Source organism: Nostocoides sp. F2B08 (genome assembly GCF_009184895.1).
Lineage (GTDB): Bacteria > Actinomycetota > Actinomycetes > Actinomycetales > Dermatophilaceae > F2B08.
Window position 1 is genome coordinate 45,874 of sequence record NZ_WESE01000002.1, and the last position, 24,211, is coordinate 70,084.

Annotated in this window: 22 protein-coding genes, 4 tRNA genes and 1 pseudogene; 10 read left to right on the forward strand and 17 right to left on the reverse strand. The window is 69.1% G+C overall.

Annotated features, from left to right (window positions below; genetic code table 11):
• Positions 1-171: 171 nt before the first annotated feature.
• Positions 172-783: a hypothetical protein gene (locus tag GA707_RS03825; protein ID WP_226963511.1), complete on the reverse strand. Its 612-nt coding sequence runs from the start codon at positions 781-783 to the stop codon at positions 172-174.
• 119 nt (positions 784-902) lie between these two features.
• On the opposite strand from GA707_RS03825, the gene GA707_RS03830 reads away from it, so the two are divergent.
• Positions 903-2,138 (forward strand): YihY/virulence factor BrkB family protein, encoded by a 1,236-nt coding sequence (locus GA707_RS03830; RefSeq protein ID WP_152177743.1) that lies wholly within the window; start codon positions 903-905, stop codon positions 2,136-2,138.
• Positions 2,139-2,152: 14 nt separating this feature from the next.
• Here the strand turns inward: GA707_RS03830 and GA707_RS03835 are convergent, their stop codons facing one another.
• Positions 2,153-2,413 (reverse strand): GlsB/YeaQ/YmgE family stress response membrane protein, encoded by a 261-nt coding sequence (locus GA707_RS03835; RefSeq protein WP_152177126.1) that lies wholly within the window; start codon positions 2,411-2,413, stop codon positions 2,153-2,155.
• Positions 2,414-2,511: 98 nt separating this feature from the next.
• Here GA707_RS03835 and GA707_RS03840 point away from each other — a divergent pair.
• Positions 2,512-2,584, forward strand: a tRNA-Lys gene (locus tag GA707_RS03840).
• A 19-nt stretch (positions 2,585-2,603) separates the two neighbouring features.
• On the opposite strand, the gene GA707_RS03845 is transcribed toward GA707_RS03840, so the two are convergent.
• On the reverse strand, positions 2,604-3,014 hold the full coding sequence (locus GA707_RS03845; RefSeq protein ID WP_152177127.1) for a PPOX class F420-dependent oxidoreductase: 411 nt from the start codon (positions 3,012-3,014) through the stop codon (positions 2,604-2,606).
• Between the two features lie 301 nt (positions 3,015-3,315).
• The gene (locus tag GA707_RS03850) at positions 3,316-3,792 is read right to left on the reverse strand and encodes a VOC family protein (protein WP_152177128.1); all 477 of its coding nucleotides are present in this window, start codon (positions 3,790-3,792) and stop codon (positions 3,316-3,318) included.
• 84 nt (positions 3,793-3,876) lie between these two features.
• On the opposite strand from GA707_RS03850, the gene GA707_RS03855 reads away from it, so the two are divergent.
• Positions 3,877-4,179, forward strand: coding sequence for a putative quinol monooxygenase (locus GA707_RS03855; RefSeq protein WP_152177129.1), 303 nt, complete (start codon positions 3,877-3,879; stop codon positions 4,177-4,179).
• 156 nt (positions 4,180-4,335) lie between these two features.
• On the opposite strand, the gene GA707_RS03860 is transcribed toward GA707_RS03855, so the two are convergent.
• From GA707_RS03860 to GA707_RS03875, 4 genes are all read right to left on the reverse strand, one after another.
• On the reverse strand, positions 4,336-4,557 hold the full coding sequence (locus GA707_RS03860) for a hypothetical protein (RefSeq protein WP_152177130.1): 222 nt from the start codon (positions 4,555-4,557) through the stop codon (positions 4,336-4,338).
• A 464-nt stretch (positions 4,558-5,021) separates the two neighbouring features.
• Positions 5,022-5,669, reverse strand: a complete 648-nt coding sequence (locus GA707_RS03865) for an SRPBCC domain-containing protein (RefSeq protein WP_152177131.1) — start codon at positions 5,667-5,669, stop codon at positions 5,022-5,024.
• Positions 5,666-6,490 carry a D-hexose-6-phosphate mutarotase gene (locus GA707_RS03870; protein ID WP_152177132.1) on the reverse strand — a complete coding sequence of 275 codons (825 nt, stop codon included), beginning with the start codon at positions 6,488-6,490 and terminating at the stop codon, positions 5,666-5,668. The genes GA707_RS03865 and GA707_RS03870 overlap by 4 nt, the downstream gene beginning before the upstream one ends.
• Positions 6,491-6,499: 9 nt before the next feature.
• Complete coding sequence (locus GA707_RS03875; RefSeq protein ID WP_152177133.1) at positions 6,500-7,759, reverse strand: DUF445 domain-containing protein; 1,260 nt, start codon at positions 7,757-7,759, stop codon at positions 6,500-6,502.
• Positions 7,760-7,939: 180 nt separating this feature from the next.
• On the opposite strand from GA707_RS03875, the gene GA707_RS03880 reads away from it, so the two are divergent.
• Together GA707_RS03880 and GA707_RS03885 are read left to right on the forward strand one after the other, a co-directional pair.
• The gene (locus GA707_RS03880; RefSeq protein WP_152177134.1) at positions 7,940-9,382 is read left to right on the forward strand and encodes a GuaB1 family IMP dehydrogenase-related protein; all 1,443 of its coding nucleotides are present in this window, start codon (positions 7,940-7,942) and stop codon (positions 9,380-9,382) included.
• 8 nt (positions 9,383-9,390) lie between these two features.
• Positions 9,391-10,437, forward strand: coding sequence for a PHP domain-containing protein (locus GA707_RS03885; protein ID WP_152177135.1), 1,047 nt, complete (start codon positions 9,391-9,393; stop codon positions 10,435-10,437).
• Here GA707_RS03885 and GA707_RS03890 read toward each other — a convergent pair.
• Positions 10,424-11,410: a hypothetical protein gene (locus GA707_RS03890; RefSeq protein WP_152177136.1), complete on the reverse strand. Its 987-nt coding sequence runs from the start codon at positions 11,408-11,410 to the stop codon at positions 10,424-10,426. The two genes, GA707_RS03885 and GA707_RS03890, sit on opposite strands and share 14 nt — an antisense overlap.
• A gap of 167 nt (positions 11,411-11,577) precedes the next feature.
• On the opposite strand from GA707_RS03890, the gene GA707_RS03895 reads away from it, so the two are divergent.
• From GA707_RS03895 to GA707_RS03905, 3 genes are all read left to right on the forward strand, one after another.
• Positions 11,578-11,650 (forward strand) — tRNA-Glu (locus GA707_RS03895).
• A 22-nt stretch (positions 11,651-11,672) separates the two neighbouring features.
• Positions 11,673-11,746, forward strand: a tRNA-Asp gene (locus GA707_RS03900).
• Between the two features lie 58 nt (positions 11,747-11,804).
• Positions 11,805-11,881: transfer RNA gene (locus GA707_RS03905), tRNA-Phe, on the forward strand.
• Between the two features lie 496 nt (positions 11,882-12,377).
• Here GA707_RS03905 and GA707_RS21075 read toward each other — a convergent pair.
• The 3 genes from GA707_RS21075 to GA707_RS21085 are packed head-to-tail and all read right to left on the reverse strand — an operon-like array spanning position 12,378 to position 13,413.
• Positions 12,378-12,608, reverse strand: coding sequence for a hypothetical protein (locus GA707_RS21075; protein WP_226963512.1), 231 nt, complete (start codon positions 12,606-12,608; stop codon positions 12,378-12,380).
• Positions 12,605-13,252, reverse strand: a complete 648-nt coding sequence (locus tag GA707_RS21080; protein ID WP_226963513.1) for a hypothetical protein — start codon at positions 13,250-13,252, stop codon at positions 12,605-12,607. The genes GA707_RS21075 and GA707_RS21080 overlap by 4 nt, the downstream gene beginning before the upstream one ends.
• Positions 13,201-13,413: a hypothetical protein gene (locus tag GA707_RS21085; protein ID WP_226963514.1), complete on the reverse strand. Its 213-nt coding sequence runs from the start codon at positions 13,411-13,413 to the stop codon at positions 13,201-13,203. The genes GA707_RS21080 and GA707_RS21085 overlap by 52 nt, the downstream gene beginning before the upstream one ends.
• Positions 13,414-14,108: 695 nt before the next feature.
• Between GA707_RS21085 and GA707_RS21090 the strand changes: the two genes are divergently transcribed.
• Positions 14,109-14,579 carry a DUF6325 family protein gene (locus tag GA707_RS21090; RefSeq protein WP_152177137.1) on the forward strand — a complete coding sequence of 157 codons (471 nt, stop codon included), beginning with the start codon at positions 14,109-14,111 and terminating at the stop codon, positions 14,577-14,579.
• Positions 14,580-14,881: 302 nt separating this feature from the next.
• Here the strand turns inward: GA707_RS21090 and GA707_RS03920 are convergent.
• The 5 genes and pseudogenes from GA707_RS03920 to GA707_RS03940 all read right to left on the reverse strand — a co-directional run.
• Positions 14,882-16,474 (reverse strand): annotated as a pseudogene (locus tag GA707_RS03920) (SulP family inorganic anion transporter); the annotation flags it as partial.
• A 142-nt stretch (positions 16,475-16,616) separates the two neighbouring features.
• A complete protein-coding gene (locus GA707_RS03925) occupies positions 16,617-17,048 on the reverse strand; it encodes a hypothetical protein (protein ID WP_152177138.1) in 432 nt (143 codons plus the stop codon).
• A gap of 92 nt (positions 17,049-17,140) precedes the next feature.
• Positions 17,141-19,396: an AAA family ATPase gene (locus GA707_RS03930; protein WP_152177139.1), complete on the reverse strand. Its 2,256-nt coding sequence runs from the start codon at positions 19,394-19,396 to the stop codon at positions 17,141-17,143.
• 274 nt (positions 19,397-19,670) lie between these two features.
• Positions 19,671-22,574, reverse strand: coding sequence for an arylsulfatase (locus GA707_RS03935; RefSeq protein WP_152177140.1), 2,904 nt, complete (start codon positions 22,572-22,574; stop codon positions 19,671-19,673).
• A gap of 446 nt (positions 22,575-23,020) precedes the next feature.
• On the reverse strand, positions 23,021-23,395 hold the full coding sequence (locus tag GA707_RS03940; RefSeq protein WP_152177141.1) for a DUF4440 domain-containing protein: 375 nt from the start codon (positions 23,393-23,395) through the stop codon (positions 23,021-23,023).
• Positions 23,396-23,572: 177 nt separating this feature from the next.
• On the opposite strand from GA707_RS03940, the gene GA707_RS03945 reads away from it, so the two are divergent.
• Positions 23,573-24,043 (forward strand): UPF0158 family protein, encoded by a 471-nt coding sequence (locus tag GA707_RS03945; RefSeq protein WP_152177142.1) that lies wholly within the window; start codon positions 23,573-23,575, stop codon positions 24,041-24,043.
• The last annotated feature ends 168 nt before the right edge of the window (positions 24,044-24,211 follow it).

Sequence of the window (24,211 nt, forward strand, 5' to 3'; positions counted from 1 at the left end):
CGGAAACGGGCGTTTCCCGTGGGAATGAGCGTGGCCACGCCGGACTGGGAGCGCCTCACGGCGCGAGGCCGCTCGTAGCGGCTTAGTTTGGGACCCGGGGCTACCGCAGTCCGGCGCAGCCCGTCGATGCTAACGCGCTGAACGGTGCGTCGCCAAAGATGGCCGGCATGCTCAACGCAGCTCTCCGGCTCGCCACAGCCGGGCACATGCCTGCAGATCGAGCGCCGTGGACTGCATGGCCGCGGCCTGCGTCGTCTGTCGCGTGCCGTCCGCCGGGTCGTCGATGTCGGCGCCGTCGGCAAGCTCGGCGCGCCCGGAGGCCACCACGTGACAGAACGCCGAGGCGCGGTCGAAAGCCGTCGCGACGTTGCCCGAGTAGACCCCGCGAAGGATCTCGTCGGCAACCAGGCCGACCTCGACCGGCCCGGGCGGCTCGGCACTACCGGCCACGGCGTGGTGAGCTTCGGCGAAGCGCATGCCCGCTGTGTACTCACGGCTGGCCCGCTCGGGGTCCCTGCGGATCCACTCACGGATGACGTAGAGCCGCCAGAGCACCCCGGGGAGGCTCCGCGCCGGCCGCTCGGACCACAACTCGGCCAGCGTCGACAAGCCCACCTCGTCGACGAGAGCGATGAAACGCTCGGTGCTCGCAGCGTCCCGCCCGGCCGCGACGACCAGGGCGGCACTCTGGTGTGCCGCCTCGACCAGATCCGCCGGGTCGGGCGTCAGGCCGCCGTACTCCTCCATCGCCTCCGGACCGAAATGCACAGGTCGGCGGGGCATACCTCGTCCACTACTGGGCATCACACCAGTGTCCCACTCCGACCGACCCTCTCGTTGTCGCCTTGGGTAGTGTCGAGAGAACGACGCTCAAGACGAGGGCGGCCAACCACCGCATACCGATGGAGGATCCCGTGGCCCGCGAAGGCGAGAGCACCGTCAAGGCGCAGACCGCGCCCGAACCCGACGAACGGCGAAAGCCGGAGAACCCGACCGATCTCGACAAGCCGCCGATCACGCTCGCCATCAAGGGGGCGGTCCAGGAGTTTGTCCGCGACCAGGTGACCGACCTCGCCGCCGCCCTGACCTATTACTCGGTGCTCTCGATCTTCCCCGCGATGCTCGCGCTCATCTCGCTCCTCGGGGTGGTCGGTGAGAGCGAGGCGACGGCGGAGGCGGTCATCGACCTGCTCCGCCAGGCCGGTCAGGATCAGGCTGCCGAACTCCTCGCCGACCCGATCCGCAACATGGCGGAGTCGCAGGCTGCGGGATGGACGCTGGCCTTCGGTCTTGCGCTGGCCCTGTATGCGGCGTCGAACTACGTCAACGCCTTCGGGCGGGCGATGAACCGGATCTACCAGATCGACGAGGGCCGACCGTTCTGGAAGCTACGCCCGCAGATGCTGGCCGTGACGATCATTCTCGTCCTGATCGCGGCCATCATCATGCTCGGCCTCGTCCTCAGCGGTGAGGTGGCGGCGACGATCGGGAGTCTCGTCGGTCTGGCGGACGAGTCCGTCCAGATCTGGAACATCGCCAAGTGGCCGGTAATCCTCGTTCTCGTCGTCCTGGCGGTCGCGATCCTCTACTACGCCACCCCCAACATTCAGCAGCCCAGGTTTCGGTGGATCAGCCTCGGGGCCTTCGTGGCGATCACCGTCTGGATCATCGCCACCCTCGGGTTCGGCTTCTATGTCTCGAGCTTCGGCAACTACCAGCGGACCTACGGGTCGCTCGCTGGTGTCATCGTGTTCCTTCTGTGGCTGTGGCTGACCAACCTCGCCCTGCTGTTCGGCGCCGAGGTGGACGCCGAGGTCGAGCGGTCCCGGCAGCTGCAGGCGGGCATCAAGGCAGAAGAGACCCTGCAACTGCCCCCGCGCGACACGTCCAACTCCGAGAAGGCCGCGGAGCGGCTGCAGGATCGCGTCGAAGAAGGGCGGCGCATCCGGATGGCGGCTCGCGAACAGGGGGCCTCGGGCCATCGTGCGCGGGCGGCGGGAACCGGAGACCGGCCATCCGATGGGCGCGCGGTCGAGGATCAGGAGCACCGTGTGGGAGCGAGTGCTGACCCGGCCTACGGGCCTGGGTCGAGGGTCGAGCTGGAGCCGCTGCCGAGTGAGCGGGCCCGCAGCCGCTGACCGCGTGAGTGCGCTCAGGCGCTGCGGCGTTGCTGGAGGAAGCGCCAGCCCGCGGTCACGATGACGGCTCCGACGATGGAGCCGATGATCCCGCTGGCCCGCAGCTCGAGTCCATCGCCGGAGAGCAGGCTGATCAGCAGACCGCCGACGAAGGACCCGACCAGCCCCGCGACGATGGCCATCGTCCAGTCGATGGAGGTGCGACCGCCGCCGAGGATGAGCTGGGCGGCGGCGCCGATGAGCATGCCGAAGAGGATCAGAGCGATGATGAGCATGAGCGGAGTCTAGAGCGTCTGTCCGCTCGCCTCCGGAAGGATCAGAATGACGAGTTGCTAGTGTTCCGTGGTGCGTCGGTGACTCACCACGGGCACCAGGGCCTCTAGCTCAATTGGCAGAGCTGCGGACTTTTAATCCGTAGGTTGTGGGTTCGAGCCCCACGGGGCCCACTGAGACATCTTGGCGGGGCTACGTCGACAAGCCGGAGGACCGCAGGAATCGGTCGACCTCGATCCGCAAAGCCACCCGTTTCGGATTCGGCCTGGGCGTTCGGTACCGCAACGCGTACCGCTCCTCCGCGCGGCGAACCGATCGAGGATCCGACCGAACCTCTGCCCTGCCCTCGATCGTCGACCACCTGCGGCCGTCCACCTGGCACGCCGACACCCTGGGGTCGGCTGACGCGTGGACCGCCTTGCGCGAGCTCTCGGACGTGATGACCCACGCGCACCGCCACTCGAGATCGAGGGCCACTCCGACCGGGGTCACATGGGGTGTACCGTCCGTGCGCAGCGTCGTCAGGGCGCACAAGTGTCGTTCGCTCCAGAACTGCAGGAGCGATGGCGGGAAGTCGTCCCAGTCCGGTATCCAGGAGGTCACCCGGTCATCCTCGCACCCGGGCTCGGTGCTCCTCGGTCAGCGTCCTCGGTCCCGGGGAGTGCCGGGGGCGAAGACACAGAGCACCTTCACGTGTGTCCGGGGGCGCACCACGTGTGGCTCACCGATGCCAGCGGAGTACCTGCTGCGCGGGCGAAGTGGAACGGTGACCCCTGCGTGCCCGTCCTCCACACGGCTCGAAAGTGGTTTCGTGAACCGAGTTCCCGATCTCTTCGTCGGCCAGAGTCAGGCGGCGACTCTTTTCCAGCCCTTCCCGTTGACGTCGCGTTCGTCACCGACGATCTCACTGACGCTGCGGACGATCATCTTCCAGAGTCGTGGGCGGGGCGTCTCCGCCGAGGTCGAAGGCCGTGGCGTGGTGGGGTTGATACAGGAGCATGTCGTCGGCTCCTGGGACGTGCAGCGTGGCTCCTCGACCGAAGCCCATCTCGGTCGCATCGCCCGCGAAAGAAGCGCCCCGGTCGGAGAGCTCGGCGATGGTGGCGTCGAGATCGTCGCACATCACCGCGATGGCATGGTGCGTCGCTGAGCGGTGGTCCGTGCCGTCGACCTGCCAGACCGTCGGGTGCACCCCGAGCTCGCTCGGTCCGGTCCGGAAGATCAACCAGTCCGCAGGATCCTGCCCGCCGGTGCCGGTGCCGGTCCCTGCATCACCGCGATCCCCTTCGCTGACGAAGGGCCACTGCAGCACGTCCTTGAAGAACGCCCTGGTCGCCGTGGGATCGTCTGAGTAGACGAGCGTGTGGATCGCCGTGATCATCTCTAAACGGTAGCCCTGGTTCAGCCGACCCTCCACCCGTCCAGGTTCAGCGCGACTGTCAGAACTGTCGTCCATAGTGGAGCCATGACCTTCGCCAACGTAGGAAGTCTCGGTTCGGTCCCTGGCGGGCGCGATCGCCTCGTCGAGATCCTGACCCGTCGCAGCGCGGACCTCGAGGCAGCCGGGTGCTTGCTCTACGAGGTGGGGGTCAACGACGAGCAGCCGGACACGGTCTTCGTCGTCGAACTGTGGACGTCCGCCACGGCCCACCGAGAGTCGCTCCAGCTGAGCAGTGTGCAGGCCGCCATCCAGGAGGCTCGCCCTCTGCTCTCGGGCGAGATGCACGGCCTTCGCTTCGACGTCGTCGGCTCCCCACTCAGGGACTGAGCCCCACGAGCAGGAACTCGCTCAGGACCTGTGAGATGGACCTTTCCGTCAGCGGTGGGAGGCTGGGTTCTTCGCCTCGGGTGTCGGGGACCTGACCCTCCGCCGACTCGGCCAGCCGATCGAGCTCATCGTTGGGGGTGAGGCGCGTGGGTCACGTCATGAGCGTCGCGACGCCTTGGGCCGCGCAGCATGCGTCAAGGTCATCGGGAGCAGTCCGCCGATGATATTGCCCGGGGTCGCGAGGGCGACGTTGCCGATCGCGTCGTCGTAGCCGACTCCCGCTCCGAGCCACCCCCCGAAGAGAAGGTGAAGGGCAGACACGACGACGTGGTCCAGCGGGCCGAGGGGGAGGAAGACACCCACGGTGTACGTGAGCACCATCTGACTGATGACCGAGCCCCCGCGTTGAGGAGATACGACAGCAGAGTCAGCAGGGTGCCCGCCGCAATCGCGCGTGCGAAGGTCGCCCACGCGCTCTTTCCGACCATGTCCTCCCTGACCATCGCGAGGGCGTCGCGAGCACCCTCCGGCAAGGTTCCCGGGACGGAGAAGACGGGGCCATCACAGCCCGCCGATGAGGTTCATCACCAGGACGATCCCCCAGAGTCGGCCGAGCGCCGTCAGGGCAGTGCGACCGTCGTGGTCGGCGGTTGCGGCCACCGGGTCGAAGAAGTCCTCCGTTGACGCCGGCGTCGACGCCGGTCGTCGCCCGCACGAGCGGCGGCATGGCGAGCCGCCGTCGGCCCTCCCCTGGCCCGGTCGTAGATCTTTGCCGGGTCGGGTGCAGCCGCCGCCTCTGGCTAGGTATCCAGCAGGACCACCACGAACCGGGAGCAGAATCGTTAGGAGCGCACGCGCTCCTCGAGGCCCCGGAACATGCCGCGGGTCATGATGTGGTCGGCCGGCGTGATGAATGCCCGGTATCCGAGGTCGAGCCATGCCGGCGAGACCCAGCCGCGGTTGCGGATCAGCATCCGGGTCCCTCCGGTCCCGACCTGCCGGAGGCTGAACGTCCACACCCAGTCCAGGGAAGCCCCGAATCGTTCCTGCCACCCGGGCGGCAGGTGCGTGCGCGAGTGCAGCACGAGGGTGTGGGGCGCGTCGGCGACCTCGACGACGAACTCCGCCGTCCCCGGGGGACCGTCGGGTATGCGGTCGCCCGGCTGCAGGTCCCGCACCAGGTCGGGGTCGAGCCGGTCGGCGCTCGGGAGGTTGTCGGGGAAGATCAGCCGGTCCACCCAGCGCGGGGTGTACCAGCCGCCCCGGTGCCAGCCGACCTGGGTCAGCCACGGCCACACCTCCTCCGGAGGCGCCGAGAGCGTGGCCGCATGGTTGGTCACGAGGCTGGGCTGAGCGATGAGCTCGTCGCCGGGAAGCAGAGCCGCGCGCTCGGCGGCCGTCGATCCCGAGGTCGCACCGAGTCGGTGGATCACGGCGTAGGCGCCCGCGGCCACTGCGACGGTGGCGACGACGCGGGACCGGATGCTCATGGTCGCGCGACCGCGATCGTCGTGGACAGCGTGTGCGACTCGCCCGGGTCGAGGACCACGGCCCCGTCGAAGACACGCCCTGCCTCGACGCAGACGAACCGCTCCCACTCCCCCGGCCCGAGGTCAGGAAGCCCGGCGGCCTTCTCCTCCCATGGGTTCCAGACGACGATGTGCGATGCACCCTCGGTGGAGACCGTGATCTCTCGACCCGCGACCGGGTCGAGGACGCGGACCGGGCCGGGCGACGCATACACGCTGTCGGTCTCCTGCCAGAAGGTGAGGTCCCCGCTCTGCTCACGCACCTGCATGTCGGCGGTCTTGTCGACGTAGGACGCGCCGTCCAGGCCTTCGATCCGCACCCGGCGGATGTCGTCGACGCACAGGTAGGTGTGTAGGGCCGCCTCGTAGGAGAAGGCCACGGAGTCGAGGTTGGTCACCGCGAGCGAGACGGTGAGGTTCGTGCTGAACCGTGCGGTGAGCAGCGCCCAGTATGCGTGGGGCCAGTAGTCGTCCGTCGCGTCGTCCTGTGAGAGCCGGTAGGTGACGGTCTGCGCGTCGTCGGTGACGTCGTTGCCGACCTGGTGCCACGTCGTCGTGCGGGCGAAGCCGTGACCGTACGGGGAGCCCGGCTCCCGCCCCGGACCGAACCACGGGAAGCAGACGGGCACGCCGCCGCGGATGGCGGTGTCCTGCGCGTAGACCGCTGCGTCGCTCGTGAAGACCACCGGCCGTTCATCGCGCGGCTGCCACTCCATCACGTGGGCGCCGTGGTCGAGGACCGATCCGGTGCAGGTGGGGATGTCGATGGTCTGCGCGCGCATGCTCGCAGCCTAGTAACCGAGGACCTGGCTGATCGCGTGGATGACGACGCCGGCGAGGGCGCCGATGATCGTGCCGTTGATCCGGATGAACTGCAGGTCGCGCCCGACGAACAGCTCGATCCGCTTGGAGGCGACGTCGGCGTCCCAGGAGTCGACGGTGTAGGAGATGACCTGGGCCAGCTCACCACCGTAGGTGTTGACGAAGAACCCGACCATGTCGCCGAGGAAGCCGTCGATCCGCTGTCGGACCTCATCGTCGTCCTGCAGCCGCCCGGACAGGTGCTCGAGCAGCTCCTCGCCGCGCCGCCAGAAGTACGAGGACCGGTCGTCCATGGCCGCGAGCAGGGTCGTCTTGAACGAGCCCCACAGGCTGACGAGCGAGACGCTCACCTGCGGGTTCGATAGGAGACGGGACTTCAGCGCCTCGGCGCGCTCCATGACCTCGGGGTCGGTCTGCAGGTCCGAGGACAGCTGGCGGAGCAGGTCGTCGAAGGCGACCCGGGCCGGGTGGCGGGGGCTGCTGCGGATGTCGTCGATCCAGGCGATCACCTGGTTGTAGGTCCAGCCGATGACCTTGCCGTCGACCCACGGCGGGCTCCACCAGGGGGCGCGCTCGCCGAGGACGGCCGCGAAGGCGTCGGGGTTCTCCCGCAGCCACTCCTGCAGGTGCTCGAGCGTGAGGTCGACCAGGCCGTGGTGCACGCCGTCGTCGACGATGCCCTCGAGGAGGGTTCCCGCGATCGGGGCGACGGGCTCCTTGGCGAGTCGCGGGAGGAGGAAGTCGTCGAGCAGCGCGGCGACGTCCTCGTCCTTGATCCGCGCCAGCCCCACCTTGCCGACCCGCACGAACTCGGTCAGGGCGCGCTCCCGGTGGGCCGGCTGGGCGAGCCAGACCCCGAGCCGCTTCGGCACGTCGGCTGCGAGGAGCCGGTCGCGGGCGATCTCCTCGGTCATGAAGTTCTGGGTGACGAACTCCTCGAGGGATCGTCCGAGCTCGGCCTTGCGCTTCTTGACCAGGGCGGTGTGCGGCACGGGCACGCCGAGGGGGTGTTTGAAGAGCGCCGTGACGGCGAACCAGTCCGCCAGCGCACCGACCATGGCCGCCTTGGCGGCGAAGTTCACATAGCCCCAGACCCCGCTCTGGTCGAGCCGGATCGTCGCGAGCCAGATCAGCGCACTCACGACGAGTAGCGCGGTCGCGACGAACCGCATCTGCCGAAGTCCGCGACGCCGCGCCTCGTCGGCCGGCGTCTCCACGAGGAAGCTCACGGTCTAGATCCTGCCCTACTCGTTGGGCGCACCCGCGACGCGGTGCGACGACGACGGAGTCGGAGGTATGCGGTGCGCACCTCCCCGTCCGTCTCACCCAAACCGGTGGACGGGTCGTTTCGTTCCCACGCCGTCGTCGGTCGCAGGGGACCGGTCACCTCCGCGCCGTAGATTGACCCCATGCGTTTCCTCGGCGGCCTGCAGCCCTCCTACGACCTCACGTACGACGACGTGTTCATGGTGCCGAGCCGCTCGGACGTGACGAGCCGACTGGACGTGGACCTGGGCACCGTCGACGGCACGGGGACGACGATCCCACTGGTCGTGGCGAACATGACGGCGGTCTCGGGCCGGCGGATGGCCGAGACGGTGGCCCGCCGCGGCGCCATGGCGGTCATCCCGCAGGACATCCCGATCCCCGTCGTCCGCCAGGCCGTCGAGCAGGTCAAGTCGGCTCACCTCATCCACGACACGGCCGTGACCGTCCAGGCGCACGACACCGTCGGCTCGGTGAACGCACTGATCTCCAAGCGCGCCCACGGAGCGGCCATCGTCCTCGACGACTCTGGCACACGACCGGTCGGCATCGTCGCGGAGTCCGACCTGAGCCGGGTGGACCGCTTCGCCCAGGCGCGCGATGTGATGTCGACCGACCTCGTCACGCTGCCCGATGGGCTGTCCCCCCAGGATGCCTTCGATCGACTCGAGCTGGCCCGACACCACCTGGCACCCGTCGTCGACGACGAGGGGCATCTGCTCGGCGTGCTCACCCGTGCGGGGGCGCTGCGCTCGGGCCTGTACACCCCGGCGACCGACGGCTCGGGCCAGCTGCGGATCGCTGCCGCCGTGGGCATCAACGGCGACGTCGCCGCCAAGGCGGCCGAGCTCATCGAGGCCGGCGCCGACACCCTCGTCGTCGACACCGCCCACGGTCACCAGGAGAAGATGCTCGAGGCACTGCAGGCCGTCCGTCGCATCGACCCGCAGGTCCCCATCGTCGCGGGCAACGTGGTGACGGCCGAGGGCACGATCGACCTCATCGACGCCGGCGCCGACATCGTCAAGGTCGGCGTCGGCCCCGGCGCGATGTGCACGACGAGGATGATGACGGCCGTAGGCCGACCGCAGTTCTCCGCTGTGCTCGAGTGTGCCGCCGCCGCCCGCGAGCGCGGCCGCCACGTCTGGGCCGACGGCGGCGTGCGCCATCCGCGCGACGTCGCCCTCGCGCTCGCCGCCGGCGCCTCGAACGTGATGATCGGATCCTGGTTCGCCGGCACGCTCGAGAGCCCGGGCGATCTGTACTCCGACAGCGACGGCCGGCTCTACAAGGAGTCCTTCGGGATGGCCTCCTCCCGGGCCGTGCGCAGCCGCACCGCGTCGGACAGCGCCTACGACCGGGCCCGCAAGTCGCTGTTCGAGGAGGGCATCTCCTCGGCGCGGATGTACGTCGATCCGGCCAAGCCCAGCGTCGAGGACCTGATCGACACGATCATCGCCGGTCTGCGGAGCTCCTGCACGTACGCGGGGGCGACGACCCTCGAGGAGTTCGCCGACCGGGCGGTCGTCGGCATCCAGTCGACCGCAGGGTACGCGGAAGGCCGACCACTGCATACCTCCTGGTAGTCCCGACCATGCACACTCTGGAGCCACTGACTGCGCCCGTCGAGCCCGAGGACGCGCTGCGGCGCATCGCGGTCCTCCTCGAGCGGGAACGGGCCGGCACGTACCGGGTGGAGGCGTTCCGCAAGGCGATGGGTACGGTCCGCGAGCTCGGTCCCGAGGCGGTCGCCCGACACGCGAACGAGGGCACCCTGCAGACGGTGCCGGGCATCGGCAAGTCGACGGCCGGCGTGATCGCCGAGGCGGTGGCCGGCGCGCTCCCCGCCTACCTCGCCACCCTCCAGGACCGGTATGCGCCGCTCGCGGACGGCGGGTCCGCCCTCTTCGGTGCGGTGCAGGGCGACTGCCACACGCACTCGACGTGGTCCGACGGGGGGTCGCCGATCGACGAGATGGTGCTGACCGCCCTCGAGCTCGGGCATCGCTGGATGGTGCTCACCGACCATTCTCCTCGGCTCCGCGTCGCCAACGGGCTCTCCCCCGAGCGCCTGGCCCAGCAGATCGCCGTCGTCGAGGCGATCGACGGTCACCTCGGCGACTCGTTCAGCCTCCTCAAGGGGATCGAGGTCGACATCCTCGACGACGGGTCCCTCGACCAGAGCGACGCGATGCTCGGCCGGCTCGACCTCGTGACGGCCTCTGTGCACAGCAAGCTGCGAATGAACAAGGCCCCCATGACCCGCCGCATGGTCGCCGCGGTCACCAACCCCCGGGTCAACGTGTTCGGCCACTGCACCGGCCGGCTCGTCACGGGGTCGCGAGGCACCCGAGCGCAGTCCGAGTTCGACGCGCGCGTCGTCTTCGAGGCCTGCGCGGAGAACGACACAGCGGTAGAGATCAACAGTCGCCCCGAGCGCTGCGACCCGCCCGACGAGCTCATCGAGCTTGCGCGCGACATCGGCTGCCTGTTCGCCATCGACTCCGACGCCCACGCTCCGGGTCAGCTCGAGATGAAGGCCTATGGAGCCGAGCGGGCCGAGCGGCTGGGTATCGAGCCGGACCGGGTCATCACCACGTGGGACGTGGACCGGCTGCGCGAGTGGGTCAGTCGCGGGTGACGCCGACGAAGGACTCGAAGTCCCCGGCCTGACGCAGACCGGTGACGACGACGTAGTGGGCTCCGAAGTCCTCGTTGATGCGGGCCTCGAAGCCGGCAGCGGTGAGAATACGCACGAGTGCCTTACCCATCTCCTGGCAGACTGCCCCGGCCCGCAGCAAGGCGTCGGAGTCGTAGTCGCCTGTGACGACCGCGTCCGAGCAGCGCTGGCGCAGGACGTTGCCGGTGTGCCAGTGGATGGCCACGCAGCGCTGCGCGAGGTCGACGTCGTCGACGACCTCGACCCGAGCACCGGGATGGTGTGTGTCGTCCTCGCCGACGACCTCGAAACCGGAGGCGGTGAGGAGCATCCCGACCTGGAAGCCGAGAGTGTCCAGCTGCCTCGTGGTGAAGAGGCGGCACGGGCTCCCCTCCTCCAGGCACTCGGCGAGGTGTGCGCCGATGGTCATTGCGTGCTCGTAGAGGTCCCGGTCGCCCATCGCTCGGATGACCTTGGAAGAGCGCTGCGCCTCCACGACGTCGAGACAGTCGAGCACCACGGACTCAAACGTGCCCGGTCGCTCCGCGTCGGGGATGCCGTGCCGGACCGCATAGACGTGATCGAGCCCCGCGGCGATCTCCCCGAGCCGGAAGGACGAGACGTCCGCGAGCTCCTCCGCGGAGCCGGAGCGGGCCAGCTGCCAGAACGTGCGGACCATGTCGAGGATGTCGAGGACGATGTCGCTGGGCGACTCCGGCTGTTCGCCGGTGTCGGCGCTGGCGCGCGCGGTGGTCGTGTTCTCGTGCGGCCGCTCGGACAGTCCCTCGTCGGCGTACGACTGGTCGTGGACGAGCGGAAGGCCCGCCCAGAGCTCGGTGACGAGTCCGGAGATCACACGGTAGGTCCCCTCGTCCGCGTGGTTCTTCGCGACCGGCAGCAGGACGGTGCCGGCGTAGGCACCGAGTGCGACCGCCTGTTCCATGGATTCGGTCATGACCTACCGATGATGGACCCTGTCCAGGCTTCGGTGAAACATTCGGAGCCGCCGGGACCTCGGTTTGGTCTGTGCCCGGTGTTTGCGTATAGTTGCGACGTCTTCGACGGATCCGACCGTAGTCACCTACGGACAGGGCGTTAGGCGCGTCGGGATCTGCCGAGCAGGTCCCCATCGTCTAGCGGCCTAGGACCCCGCCCTTTCACGGCGGTAGCACGGGTTCGAATCCCGTTGGGGATACGCGTGTCTTGCACACCAGCAAGGCCCCGTAGCGCAGTTGGTTAGCGCGCCGCCCTGTCACGGCGGAGGTCGCGGGTTCGAGTCCCGTCGGGGTCGCTCATCATGAGCGAGAAGGTCACCGGTCCGCCGGTGACGCGCCGGTCGTGGTGGCTTCGGCCAGGTAGCTCAGTTGGTACGAGCGTCCGACTGAAAATCGGAAGGTCGGCGGTTCGACCCCGCCCCTGGCCACCAGCAAAGCCACAGGTCATAGCGTTTCAGCATGGTGGGCGCACCTCCTCGGAATCCACGCTTGCTAACACTTTGCTCACAGGGCACCCAGCCGCGCTACTCCTAGGGACGTCAGCAGGTCGGCGGCAACGGGCGGGATGCATTCACTCGCGCCCCCGGGCGCCGAGACGCGACCTCAGGCCGACCTACGGAGTCGACGCGGCGAGGCGATGCGATGCGATATCAACACGTCGCCGACAGCCCGACTGCCGAGATCGCGCGACGCCTGTCAGCCCTCGCCCCTCGGGACAGGAAGAGATTCGACCGATGAAGGCGGTGTCGCGCCGAAGGCCCCTGCAACGCCTGGGCCACAAGCCCAGCTACTGGCGGGCGTGACGGTGCCCTACGACGCATAGCCATTGACCGTCACCCCACCCGGCTCGCCCTCGCCCAGGGGGCGACTACTACGGACCGAGCTGCAGCCCGGACGCTGCCGTGACGGTTTAGTGGCGAGACCGTTTTATGCCACCCTGCCGTGGCAGTCCTCGATGCGCTCTCCACTCCGGCGGGTGCATGGCTCCTGCAGGTCGCGCTTCGCGTCGCGCGCGGCATACCAGTCGCGCAGCCCGCTGGCGTCACGCCCCTGCCGCACCAGCGCCGCCATGACCCGCATTGGCCCGTCCACGTGGGTGAAGAACTGCTTGTAGCCGGCGCACGGGTAGTGCAGCCCGGGCTCGCCGTCGGGGGTCACCGCGAAGCGGTCCTTGGGGCAGCCGCCGTTGCACGCGAAGCGCACTCCTCAGGAGCGGCAGTACTGCGGCAGCGACTCCAGCTTCGCCCGGCGGAACGCCCGCTGCTGCGGCAGGTCGACCGACTCGAGCAGTGTGGGCCCTCGGCGATGATGCCGAGGAGGTACCCCGGCTCGACGTAGTGGTCGCACGAGTAGAGGTCGCCGTTGTGCTCCAGCGCCACGGCATCCCCACAGGTGCGGGGGGTGGACGCACAGCCCGACCTGGTCCATGCCCATCCAGTGCGCCAGCGATGTGTCGAACATCGACACGAAGACGTCACCGACGTCGTGGCGGGCCACTCCTCGAAGACCTCGACGAGGAAGCGCCCCCACTGCTGCGCCGACACGGTCCGGTCGGTGACCCGGTCTCCCTCCTTGCGGTACAGCGGTCGGTTCCCGACACGGGTACCCCGCCCCGCCTCGGCGAGCGGCAGCAGCTCCGGGGTCACCCGCTCGACGATGGGGATCAGCTGCACGAACGTGGCTCCGAGGTCGTCGCGCAGGAACCGGTACACCTCCAGCCCGGAGTGGCCGTTGGCCGAGTTGACCGTCGTCAGGGCGTTCCAGTCGACCCCGTGCCGGCGCAGGGCGTCCAGCCCTCGCATCGCCCGGTCGAACGTCGGCTTGCCGCCCTTGTCGACCCGAAGGCGTCGTGCATGGCGCGCGGCCCGTCGACCGACACCCCGATGAGGAAGTCGTACTCCTTGAGGAACGCGGCCCACTCGTCGGACAGCAGCGTGGCGTTGGTCTGGATGGTGTTGAGCACCCGCTGGCCGGGTGCCGCGAACCGCGCCTCGAGCTCGAGCGTGCGCCGGAAGAAGTCCAGCCCATCATGGTCGGCTCGCCGCCTTGGAATGCCACGACCACCTCGTCCGCCCCGCGCTGGGCACCGAGCACCGGGGCGATGTACGCCTCGTGTACCTCGGGCGGCATCCGGAACCCGCTGCCGGGGTACAGCTCGTCCTTGGAGAGGAAGAAGCAGTACTCGCAGTCGAGGTTGCAGGTCGCCCCGGTGGGCTTGGACATGACGTGGAACGCGCGGGGAGTCGTCGGGCGGGTGCCCTGCCCCGGGTCGTGCCCACCGGAACTCACCGGTGCCACCGGCGCCCCCTCCGCGTGTCCATCACCATGCCTCCTGGCCCCACGGTGCCGTGTTCGCCACCTTTGTTGCTGGAGCGCCCTCAGGCGCGCACGACGCCGGACGTGCCCGGCTCCGTGCTCCTCATCCTGCCCCGACCAGCGGGTCGCGGCATCACCTTCCGGAGATGAGGCGACGTCGCCTCGGACTCGCCGAACATGCCCGGCTCGACGAAACCGGCGGCCGCCTGCCGCGGCACGTATCTCGCCCCTCCGGGGTGAGACGCCGGCGGAGGGGGTGCGGTCGACTGGAGTGGACGCGGACAGCCCCGACAACCACGGTGGCGACCCTCGGGTCGTGCCGTCCGAGAGATGGAGGAAGCGATGGTGGCGTCACCCGACGTCCTGGGGAGTGTCGACTGGATCGTGGTCGAGTTCCCCGGGAGCAAGTTCAACGGCGAGGTGGCTCCGGCGATCCTGGACCTGGTCGACAAGGGACTGGTCAGGGTGCTGGACCTGCTGATCATCAAGAAGGACGACGAGGGTGAGTTCGAGGTCTTTGAGGCGACCGACCTCGAGGACACCGAGCTCGGCGAGCTGCGCCGTCACGAGGCCGATCTGGCGATGGTGCTCAGCGAACAGGACATCACCGACCTCGCCGTGACGATCGAGCGCGGTAGCTCTGCCGCGGTGCTGGTCTGGGAGAACCTGTGGGCCGCTCCGGTCGGCGCCGCCATCCGCCACGCCGGCGGCCAGCTGGTCGCCAGCGGGCGAATCCCCACCCAGGCCATCCTGGCCGTCATGGAGGCCGACCTCGAGTCCGAGTCGGCAGAGCAGCTCACGGAAGGAGACTGACATGCCCATGGCCCGCAGGCGCATGCGCCGAACTGCAGCAGTGGTCGGGGGCGCGGCAGTGGTCGCCCACGGCGTGAACCGCCGTGGTGACCGCCGCGAGGACCGGCGCGACGACCGCCGCGACCGCAGAGGCCGCTGACCCGAGGAGCCGGGGCTGCCTCGCACGCGAGGCGGCCCCGGCTCGCCGTTCCCCTCCGTGCTGACGGCGTGCCTCGGGCTGGGCAACGCCAGACTCGGCCAGGATCCACGCGAAGCGCCTCGATGGCTGCCCGGTTGGTGCCGAACGCGGTGGTGCCCTCGTCGAGGCCGTAGTGGCTGAGCAGGGCCGCCACGCCGGGGCGCACACGGCTGAAGTGCAGCTGCACCGACTGGCTTTCCAACCAGTTTCGGCTCTCGGTGAAGCCTTCGGCGCCCGTGATGTCGATGTCGGTCACGCCCTCCATGTCGAGGACGAGGTGCTTCAGAGCGGCACCCTCTCCGGGCGCCGGATGCGCCCGGGCTGTCTCGACCGCCGCGTGGATCGCGCTGTCGAGCTGGCCGACGTTGGCGAAGAAGATCGGCGCCGCGAACCGCATCACGACGACACCGGGGGCGGCCATGGTCACCCCGGGCGGCACGGGCAGCAGCGCGTGGTAGGCATCCGTGTCGGCGCTGAGCACGTCGACGGCGGGTGCCGCGGCCCGAGCGGCGAGGTTGACCAGGGCGAGCACGAAGGCGATGAAGATGCCCGGGATCGGCCCCAGCAGCAGGGCACCGAGGAAGCAGGCCGCGGCCACGGCGAACTCCGCGTGGTTGAGCCCCCACAGTGCGTGCAGCTCGGGGATGCCGAGCAGGGGGTAGACGGCCACCGCCACGACCGCACCGATCGCTGGGGAGGGGATGTCCTCGAGCACCGCGGTACCGAACATGAGGAGCAGCAGGGTGATGGCGGCGGCCACGATGCTGGGCAGCTGGGTGCGCGAACCGGCCTGGTCCATGGCGGCAGTTCGTGACGTCGAGGAACCCAGCGCGAACCCGCCGGTGAAGCCCGACGCGATGTTGCCGACACCGAAGGCGGCGAGGTCGCGGTCGGGGTTAGTCGGGTATCCGTTCTTCGCGGCGTAGCTTCGAGCGACGAGCAGGCCTTCGGCGACGGTCACCATCGTCAGGGCCAGGGCCGAGGGGACGAGTGACATCCACTGCTTGAGATCCAGGGCCGGCAGCGTGAGCTGTGGCGGGCCCGCCTGGACCTTCCCGAGTACGGCGACGCCCCGGGCCGCCAGGTCGGCCCCGACCACCGCCATGGTGGCGAGCACCATGACGACCAGTGCCCACGGCACCGAGCTGTTGAGCCGCCGACCGACGAGCAGGATGGCGACGGACGTGGCGGAGATGACGAGCGAGATCCAGTTCAGCGTGTCCAGACCCGTCACCAACTGCCAGACCTTGTCGACGAACTCGCCACCGCTGTCGATCTTGATGCCCAGCATCTTCGCGACCTGGCTGACCAGGATGTCGAGTGCCAGCCCCCCGACGAAGCCGACCAGGATCGGCTTGGAGAGGAAGTTGGCCAGGAAGCCCAGCTTGAGCACGCTGCAGGCAAGGAACATCAGACCGCTGATGACGGCTTGCGCCAACGCCATGCTCACGTAGTCCTCGCTGCCGGCGACGGCCAGGCCGCCCACGGAGGACGCCACCAGGGCGGCCGCCGCGGCATCCGGGGACGCGACCACCTGCTTCGAGGACGTCGTGAGGGCATACAGGATCGACGGCACGACGAGCGCGTAGAGCCCGGCCGTCGCCGGCAGCCCGGCGATCTGCGCGTAGCCGATGTTGAGGGGGATCGCGATCGCGACCAGCGTCACTCCGGACAGCGCTTCGAGGCCGATGTTCTCCCTCGTCAGTCCGGGCACCATCGTGCGCACGGCAGGACCTCCTCAACTCCGGGCCGCGTGCCGGTCAGCCGGCGCACGGACGCCTCGCTGCCTGTTCTATCGGGCAGCCACTCGCGCCGGACCACCCTGAAGAGGTGACCTTTGACGGCGGGGCGCCCGCTCGTCACTCCGCGAGGTGTCCGTGACCGATGAAGAGGATGCACGCGCCGCAGCGGTCGGGCAGGTTCCCCGTGGTGCCCTCGATCTCGTACTGGATGCCCGAACCGCTGATCCTGGGTGAGCGCAGCAGCAGGTGGGGGTCGGGGAACCGCTGTGCAGCCGGGTCGGCCTGCCCGAGGAGCGCAGGCAGTGCAGCCTCGCCGAGGCCGCTGCGCGGGTCCCACCACAGATCCAGGAAGGTGCCGGTGGATAGGTGGCCGACCCGACGGGACAGATCCTCCATCAACCAGATGGTGGTCGGTGCGAGGTCCTGGACGATGAGCCGGTGATGTGCCTTCACGCAGGATGCAGCCACCTGGATGAACAGCACGTGGGTGAGCGCAGCATCGGCCAGGACACGCAGCTCCTCACTTCCCGGCACGGTTCTGGATCCCATGGCACGACCTCACAGTGATGGTGGACGCCTTGCCTCCAGCCCACCAGAGGCCCCAGGCCCCCACATCACCCCAGCGGGGCGAGGTCGGGCGTTCAGCCGTATGCGGGCGCCTCGAGGAGTCCTAGTTCCTGAGCCCGCTCCACCACTTCTGCCCGCGAGGACACGCCGAGCTTGCGGTGGATCGACGCCACGTGCGTCTTCACGGTGTTCTGGGTCACGAAGAGGTGCTCGGCGATCTGCGGCAGCTGCAGATGACTCGGGAGGAACTGCAGCACCCGCATCTCTGCGGCGGTCAGAGCCGGCGAGTACACGCCGTCGACGCGCAGGCGGGCGAGCGCGGCCTCAGCGTCCTCCAGGAGGTCCTGCGCCAGGGTGGCGCTCAGGTCTGCGGTCATTCGGGCCCTGGCCTCCACGATGAGCTGCGCGGCCAGGCTGCGGTCGCCCAGTGCAGTGGCCGCGCGGGCCTGGATCAGCCGGCCGCACACCTCGAACCAGGGCGCGACGTCGCCCAAGCGGACCGTCAGCCGGCGGGCCGCTGCCAGCGTGGAGGGGGCCTCCGGGTCGCGGCGCAGGGCCTGGACCAGCGCCTGGGCCGTGATGCAGTGCGCGGAGCTGGCGAGGCGTTCGAGACGGTGGTCGAGGATGACCTCGCGCGCGAGGAGGATCAGGCGCTGTCCCGTGGCATGGTCACCGCCTGCCAGGGCGAGCACACCGCGCCACGAGAGGGAGTCGGCTCGGATGAGCGGCACGTCCAGAACCCGGGCGAGGCGCTCGGCCTCGACGAGGCACTGGGCTCCCTCGTCCGCTCTGCGCTTCAGGGTCAGTACGACACCCCGGACGAACATGGCAGCGGCGCGGAAGCCCTCCTCGGGTGGCAGTCCCCGAGCGGACGCCTCGCACAGGGCAAGTGACTCGTCGAGGCCGACCCGGCCCACCAGAGCCACGAGGAAGGCCAGCGCGGCCGCATAGGGCGATTCGCCGGCTCGTCGCTCCCATCCCGCGCCGGCATGACGTTCGCAGTGCAGGATCCACCGGTCCATGCGGTCGGTCTCGGCGTTCTGGAAGGCGAGCCAGGCCGCGGACAGGCTCAGCCACGGGTCGTGCGCGGCCTGCTCGTCGGTCAGGTCTCGCAGCCAGAAGGCCAAGCGGTCGGTCTCACCGCGGCCGAGGCACCTCATGGTCCCGGACCAGACCAGGCGCCCCGTTAGCGCGATGTCGTGGGCACTCTTCGCGTGCCGGACGGCCAAATCGAGGTCACCGGCGTCCGCGAACCACGCGCAGGCACGCCGGTTCAGGTCCGTCACCTCGGTCGGGGAGCTGCGGGACAGCTCGAGCCTCAGGGACTCACCGAGCAGGTGGTGGTAGCGCACCCGCGAGCCGGGAGGGTCGAGCGGGATGACCAGCTGCAGCTGCTCGAGCAGCCGGGCGATGGCTCCGGCGGAGTCGTTACGCCGCAGGACGGCGTCACAGAGCTCGGGGGTCAGCTCCTCCAGGACCGACGTGCGGAGCAGGAAGCTGCGAAGGTCGGGGTCCAACGGGGGAAGGATCTCGGTGCTGAGGTAGTCCGCGATGGCGCGAAGGGGGTACGTGGCCCGTGTCGAGGGGGCCGAGGGAGTGGACCGCGCACCGGATGACATGGCCAACGCGGTCAGGTAGATAGCGACGGCCCACCCCTCGGTGGCGCGCACGACCTCTTCCACGTCCTCGGCCGAGAACGACACCCCCTGCCGGTGCAGCAGCTCGGTGGCCTCCGTGACGTCGAACCGGAGGTCGCTCTCGGAGATCTCCAGCAGCCTTCCCTCGGCTCGCACCCGCGCAAGCCAGGCAGGGGTCGGGTCCCGGCTGAGCAGGATGACCCGGCACTCCGGGGGGATCGTGCGGCACAGGACGCGGATGACCTCCCGGCTCGCGGAGTGCCGGAGGAGATGGACGTCGTCGATCACCACGGTGTACGGCCGGGTTCGGGACCGGAGCAGTCGGGCAAGGGCCGGCAGGACGACGCTCGAGAATCCCGGCTCGGCAGCGCCGATGCTCGAGTGCAGGATCGGCGCCCGGGGACCTACGGTCTCGAGGAGGTCGACGAGTGCTCGGGTCAGGGCAGCCGGCTCGTCGAGACGCACGCTGATGGGCAGCTCGAGCCGCGCTCGTCCGTCGGTCTCGTGGAGCTGCCGGGCGAGGATGGACTTTCCGGCGCCCCCGGGGCCGCTGACCGTCACGACGGGGGCGGGGCGATCGCTCGTGAAGCGGTCGACCACCTCGAGCAAGCGGGTACGCGTGATCCAGCCGGCCCCCTCGGCTGCAGGCGTCACGGCGGCACCCGGCACGAAGGCGTCGTCAGGGGTGGTCACGACGGTCCTCCGCCGCCTGGACCCCCGGCCATTGCGGCATCTCGACGTCGGGGCGCTTGGGTCCGGTTCTCATCCACGGTTCTCGTCTGCTCTGGGGCGTGCCCGGTTCGGGCTCTGCCAAGAGCATTCCACGGGGACCAGCGGACCGGGACCCCTCAATGGCACGGCTCACTCGCCGGAGGGTGCTTCGGGGTCGACCCACGATGCCGCGAGCAGCTCCGGCGAGCGCCTTCTCGGCCCGCTGCGCGCTGATCCGGACCCGGCGATGGCCGGCTTAGCCGGCGGCCCCGTGAGCGATGGCGGCTCGCGCGGTTGCCTCGTGCAGCGACACCTCCGTGTCATGGGAGCCCGGCGCGAGGTCGAAGACGACGTTGCGCACCGTACCGGTGAAGGCGTAGGGAGCACGGTCCTCGTAGTCGAGGTCGACGACGCCGCCGTTATCCCGCGAGATGTCCATGCCTGCGTAGGTGGTGAACAGCAGCGCGATGCTGTGGGGCAGCGGCCCCTCACCGATCTGCCGGTCGTCGGCCCACAAGGTGACGTGCCCGCCGGTGCCGGGCGTGGCCTCGTCGGCCTCGAACAGCATCTTCAGGGTGACGTCACCGGTGGGGATCGGTTCGGTCGAGGTCTGGCGGTAGGTGTCGATGCCCAGGAACTGGTAGGTGTGGTTGAGCAGCCCGTTCTCGTCCACCCACAGCGCGAAGCCACCGATGAAGTCCGCGAAGGCCACGAGCACCCCTTGGGCACCGCCCTCCGGGACGTGGACGTCGGCCTCGATGGCGTAGGAGCGGCCGTAGATGCGGGGGATCATCGTCGTCTGGATGTTCTGAACGTCACCGGCGAAGGTGAACCGGGTCTGCGTCGGCATCGGCGGCAGGATCCCGAAGAAGGCTGCGAAGCCGCCGAGCAGAGGCAGCACGCGGTGACGCTCGGCTTCCGACCAGAAGAGCTCCACCAGCTCGGCCAGCTTCTCCGGGTTGTCCGCGGCGAGGTCGTGGGCCTGGGAGAAGTCGTCGGGCAGGTAGTACAGCTCCCACACGTCGTCCTGCGGGTTCCACTCACCGCCGGGCCCGAACCGGGCGAGGGTCGGCGGGGAGAAGTCCCACGGCAGCTTGTCGAGCTTCGTGCAGGCCCACCAGCCGTCCTTGTAGATGGCGCGGCTGCCGTACATCTCGAAGTACTGCACAGTGTGCTGCTCGGCGGCGTCGGGGGCGTCGAAGGTGTAGGCGAAGCTGGTGCCGTCCATCGGCTCCTGCTCGATGCCGTCGACGACGCTGGGCTCCGGGAAGCCGATGACCTCCAGGATGGTCGGGACGACGTCGATGCAGTGGGTGAACTGACTGCGCAGGTCGCCGCCCGCGGCGATCTTGCGGGGCCAGGAGACAACCATCGGGTCGCGGGTGCCACCGAGGTGGGAGGCCATCTGCTTCCCCCACTGGAACGGGGTGTTGTTCGCGTGCGCCCAGGCGGCGGCGAAGTGCGGTGCGGTGTGGAAGCCGCCGAGCTCGGCGATGCCGCCGTACTTGTCGATCAGCGCCAGCTGTTCCTCGGCGTCGAGGACGACGCCGTTGAAGAAGGTGGTCTCGTTGAACGACCCGGTGGTGGTGCCCTCCATCGACGCGCCGTTGTCGCCCCAGATGTAGATGACCAGCGTGTTGTCGAGCTCGCCCATCTCCTCGATGGCGTCGAGCAGGCGACCCACGTTCCAGTCGGCGTTCTCCGAGAATCCGGCGAACACCTCCATCTGGCGGGCATAGAGCCGGCGTTCGGCCTCGGAGAGGCTGTCCCACGCGGGGAAGGCGTCCGGGCGCGGGGTGAGCTCGGTGTCCGGTGGGACGATGCCGAGCTTCTTCTGCCGCTCGCGGGTCCGTTCACGGTAGGCGTCCCAGCCGTCGTCGAACTGGCCCTTGTACTTGTCGGCCCACTCCTGGGCGACGTGGTGCGGTGCGTGGGTGGCGCCGGTCGAGTAGTAGACGAACCACGGCTTGTCGGCGTCTTGTGCTCGCACGGCGTGCAGCCACTCGACGGTCTTGTCGGTGATGTCGTCGGGGAAGTAGTAGAGCTTGCCATCCTCGCCCTCGGGAACGCCGAGGGTGGAGTTGTCCTGCGTGATGATTGGGTCGTACTGGCCCGCCGCTCCGGTCAGGAACCCCCACCAGTGGTCGAAGCCCCAGCCGGTGGGCCAGTGGTCGAATGACCCGGCCGCGCCCATGTCGCGTCCGGGGGTCATGTGCCACTTGCCGAACCCGCCGGTGATGTAGCCGTTCTCCCGCAAGATCCGGGGGAGGGCGGTGCAGGCCCGGGGGCGGATGCCGGTGTAGCCGGGGAACGGACCGGGGAACTCGGCGATGCCGCCCATACCGACGCGGTGGTGGTTGCGACCGGTCAGCAGGGCCGCGCGGGTCGGTGAGCAGACCGCGGTGACGTGGAAGCTGTTGTACGTGAGGCCCTGCTGCTGGACGCGGGTGAGGTTCGGGGTGCGGATGCCGCCGCCGAAGGTGTCGGGGCCGCCGAAGCCGGCGTCGTCGATGAGGACGATGAGCACGTTCGGTGCGTCCTCGGGGGCTTTCGGGCCCGCGACGATGCTCCAGTCGCCGACCGACTCGTCGATGGTGTGACCGGCCACGCCACTGAACTGCCGGTCCCGGAGAGGGAGCACGGAGCGGTCGGGTGAGAACTTGCCCATGGCCTCGGCCAGCTTCACCCTGAGCTCGTCGATGCCCCTTTCGTCGCTCTCGACGACGGACTTCAGCGGGGCACCGGGCAGGGCCCGCTCAACCGCCAGCCGGGCGTCGGCCGGGAAGACGCCGATGATGACGGCCGTGCCGGCCTTCAGGGCGGTCCCGACCTGCTCCTGGACCGCCGCGGTCAGCTTGTTGCCCGCGAAGTGGCCCACCACAGCGCCCGCAGCCGCACCCACCGCGACGGCCCCGAGCATCGGTGGAGAGAACATCCCGATGAGCACACCCGCTCCGCCGCCCCACGCTGCGCCGCGCCGACCCAGGTGGTTGCCGGTATCCATCAGCCGGGGCTCACCGTCGGCGTCCTTGCCGACGAGGATCATTCCCTGGCTGCTCAGCTCCTTCGCCTCGACCTTCGACGCCAGCGATCGGAACTCCGCCTCGGCCACCTCGACGTCCGGATAGCCGGCCACGATCAGCATCTCGGTGTCACTCATGCTGTACTCCTATCGGGTCCCGGCCCCATGCCGGGACAGCCATCGGTGCGGTCTTCACCGCGGTGGTTCAGGTCGGCACGGGTTCGATCCCTTGCGTCTGCCTCCGGGAAGGTCAGCGAGCGCGTGAGCGGGGTGGACACGAGTGCCACGATTCGAGCATCTCCACCTCCTCCGGACGGGTCATCACCCTGACCGGGTGAGGAGGTTGCCGCGCCGAGGCTCCGTGGCCCGCACCTGACCGGACCCGGTCCAGTGCCCGGGGGACGGGACGCTGTGACACGAACCACCGGCCGCCGCGCCTTCCCTGTCGCGCTGGCGATCGACTCGCATCTCCCCTTTCGTGGGTGAGGCGCGCGTTAGCGGGCACCTGCTCATCCCCCAGGGCCTTGCGCGCGCACGGGTTCCGTGTCACACCGCGGGGGCTAGGCGTGCAGCTCAGCCAGGGGTCAGTGGGTTATCGCGGTCTGCTGGTAGAGAACCAAACGGGCTTCGCCCTCGACCATTCGGTAGACGCTGGTCATCAGCGCGATGAACGGCTGATCGTCCCCTTGACGTACCGCGCTGGCTCGATAGACGACGGCCGCAGCATCGTCATTGATCGGCACGAGACTCTCTTGGGACAGTTCATACGACGTCCACGGCGGCGAGTCGTTGAGCGTGCTCGCGATCGTCTCGCGGTCGAGGATCATGCCGTTGACGAGGATCATCACCGCCTCCGGCATCATCAACCGGCCATAGAAATCCCCGCCAACCGAACGACAGAGAGCGTCCCAACCCTGGTGCTCAAGCTCCATGAGCCGCGTCAGATTCGTTCCATTCATGCTTCTCAAGGGTATGGGTTCTCGGGCAGACCACTCCCACCGCCGCCGGTCACAACACGTGATCGAACTGCCGGCACGAACTGTCCACGAGGGTGCGGCACTCCGCCGGTTGTTCGGCGTTGTCGGTCGCCTGTTGTTTGTGGCGACAGCGTTCGGCTGAAGCCATACGCTGATTCGATGCTGGATCTCGATGCTCTCGACGTTGAAGAGATCGCAACCGCCTTGGCCGACCAAACCGACTACGAGCACCGATGGCTGATCGACCCAAGGACCGGTGAGATCGTGTTCTGGACCAGCGACACCGGCATCGACGGTGAGCACCCGGTCGACCTTGACGATCTCGACCTGATCCTCATCGACCCCCTCCCTCCGTACGTCTGGTACCAGGACATGGTCGACTTCGCCGACGGCATCAGCGACCGCGCTGCCGGCCAGCGCCTGCACCGATCGCTGCAGGGCAAGGGCGCCTTCCGGCGCTTCAAGAATGAGCTCTACCAGCGCCATCCCGATCTGATCTCCGTCTGGCATGCCTTCAGGGATGCCCGGGCACGGGTCCGTGCCGTGAACTGGCTGGCCGAGGAGGGACTGATCGACGAAGACGCCGTTGGACAGTTCGAGCGGGTGAATCCTGGCCCCGACCTGCCGTAACACAATCTACGTCCGCACGTCGCGCCCGCCGAGGACTCGCGTCTCATCGCCGCCAGTCGGCGCGTGACGAACTCGGCGCCATGACAGCCCAAGGGCTTTCTGACGCTCCTCGAGCAGATGTGTGTTCTGCTGGACGAACCAACGACGACCCAACCGCAGGAGGTGCGT

Bases quoted from the DNA above. Each gene is read 5' to 3' on its own strand.
- GA707_RS03865 (WP_152177131.1), bottom strand. From the start codon at position 5,669: ATGAGCATCCGGTCCCGCGTCGTCGCCACCGTCGCAGTGGCCGCGGGC.
- GA707_RS03835 (WP_152177126.1), bottom strand. From the start codon at position 2,413: ATGCTCATCATCGCTCTGATCCTCTTCGGCATGCTCATCGGCGCCGCC.
- GA707_RS03825 (WP_226963511.1), bottom strand. From the start codon at position 783: ATGCCCCGCCGACCTGTGCATTTCGGTCCGGAGGCGATGGAGGAGTAC.
- GA707_RS03850 (WP_152177128.1), bottom strand. From the start codon at position 3,792: ATGATCACGGCGATCCACACGCTCGTCTACTCAGACGATCCCACGGCG.
- GA707_RS03885 (WP_152177135.1), top strand. From the start codon at position 9,391: ATGCACACTCTGGAGCCACTGACTGCGCCCGTCGAGCCCGAGGACGCG.
- GA707_RS03935 (WP_152177140.1), bottom strand. From the start codon at position 22,574: ATGAGTGACACCGAGATGCTGATCGTGGCCGGCTATCCGGACGTCGAG.
- GA707_RS03945 (WP_152177142.1), top strand. From the start codon at position 23,573: ATGCTGGATCTCGATGCTCTCGACGTTGAAGAGATCGCAACCGCCTTG.
- GA707_RS03830 (WP_152177743.1), top strand. From the start codon at position 903: ATGGAGGATCCCGTGGCCCGCGAAGGCGAGAGCACCGTCAAGGCGCAG.
- GA707_RS21080 (WP_226963513.1), bottom strand. From the start codon at position 13,252: ATGCGAGGGCTGGACGCCCTGCGCCGGCACGGGGTCGACTGGAACGCC.
- GA707_RS21090 (WP_152177137.1), top strand. From the start codon at position 14,109: ATGGTGGCGTCACCCGACGTCCTGGGGAGTGTCGACTGGATCGTGGTC.
- GA707_RS03880 (WP_152177134.1), top strand. From the start codon at position 7,940: ATGCGTTTCCTCGGCGGCCTGCAGCCCTCCTACGACCTCACGTACGAC.
- GA707_RS03925 (WP_152177138.1), bottom strand. From the start codon at position 17,048: ATGGGATCCAGAACCGTGCCGGGAAGTGAGGAGCTGCGTGTCCTGGCC.
- GA707_RS03870 (WP_152177132.1), bottom strand. From the start codon at position 6,490: ATGCGCGCGCAGACCATCGACATCCCCACCTGCACCGGATCGGTCCTC.
- GA707_RS03855 (WP_152177129.1), top strand. From the start codon at position 3,877: ATGACCTTCGCCAACGTAGGAAGTCTCGGTTCGGTCCCTGGCGGGCGC.
- GA707_RS03890 (WP_152177136.1), bottom strand. From the start codon at position 11,410: ATGACCGAATCCATGGAACAGGCGGTCGCACTCGGTGCCTACGCCGGC.
- GA707_RS03940 (WP_152177141.1), bottom strand. From the start codon at position 23,395: ATGAATGGAACGAATCTGACGCGGCTCATGGAGCTTGAGCACCAGGGT.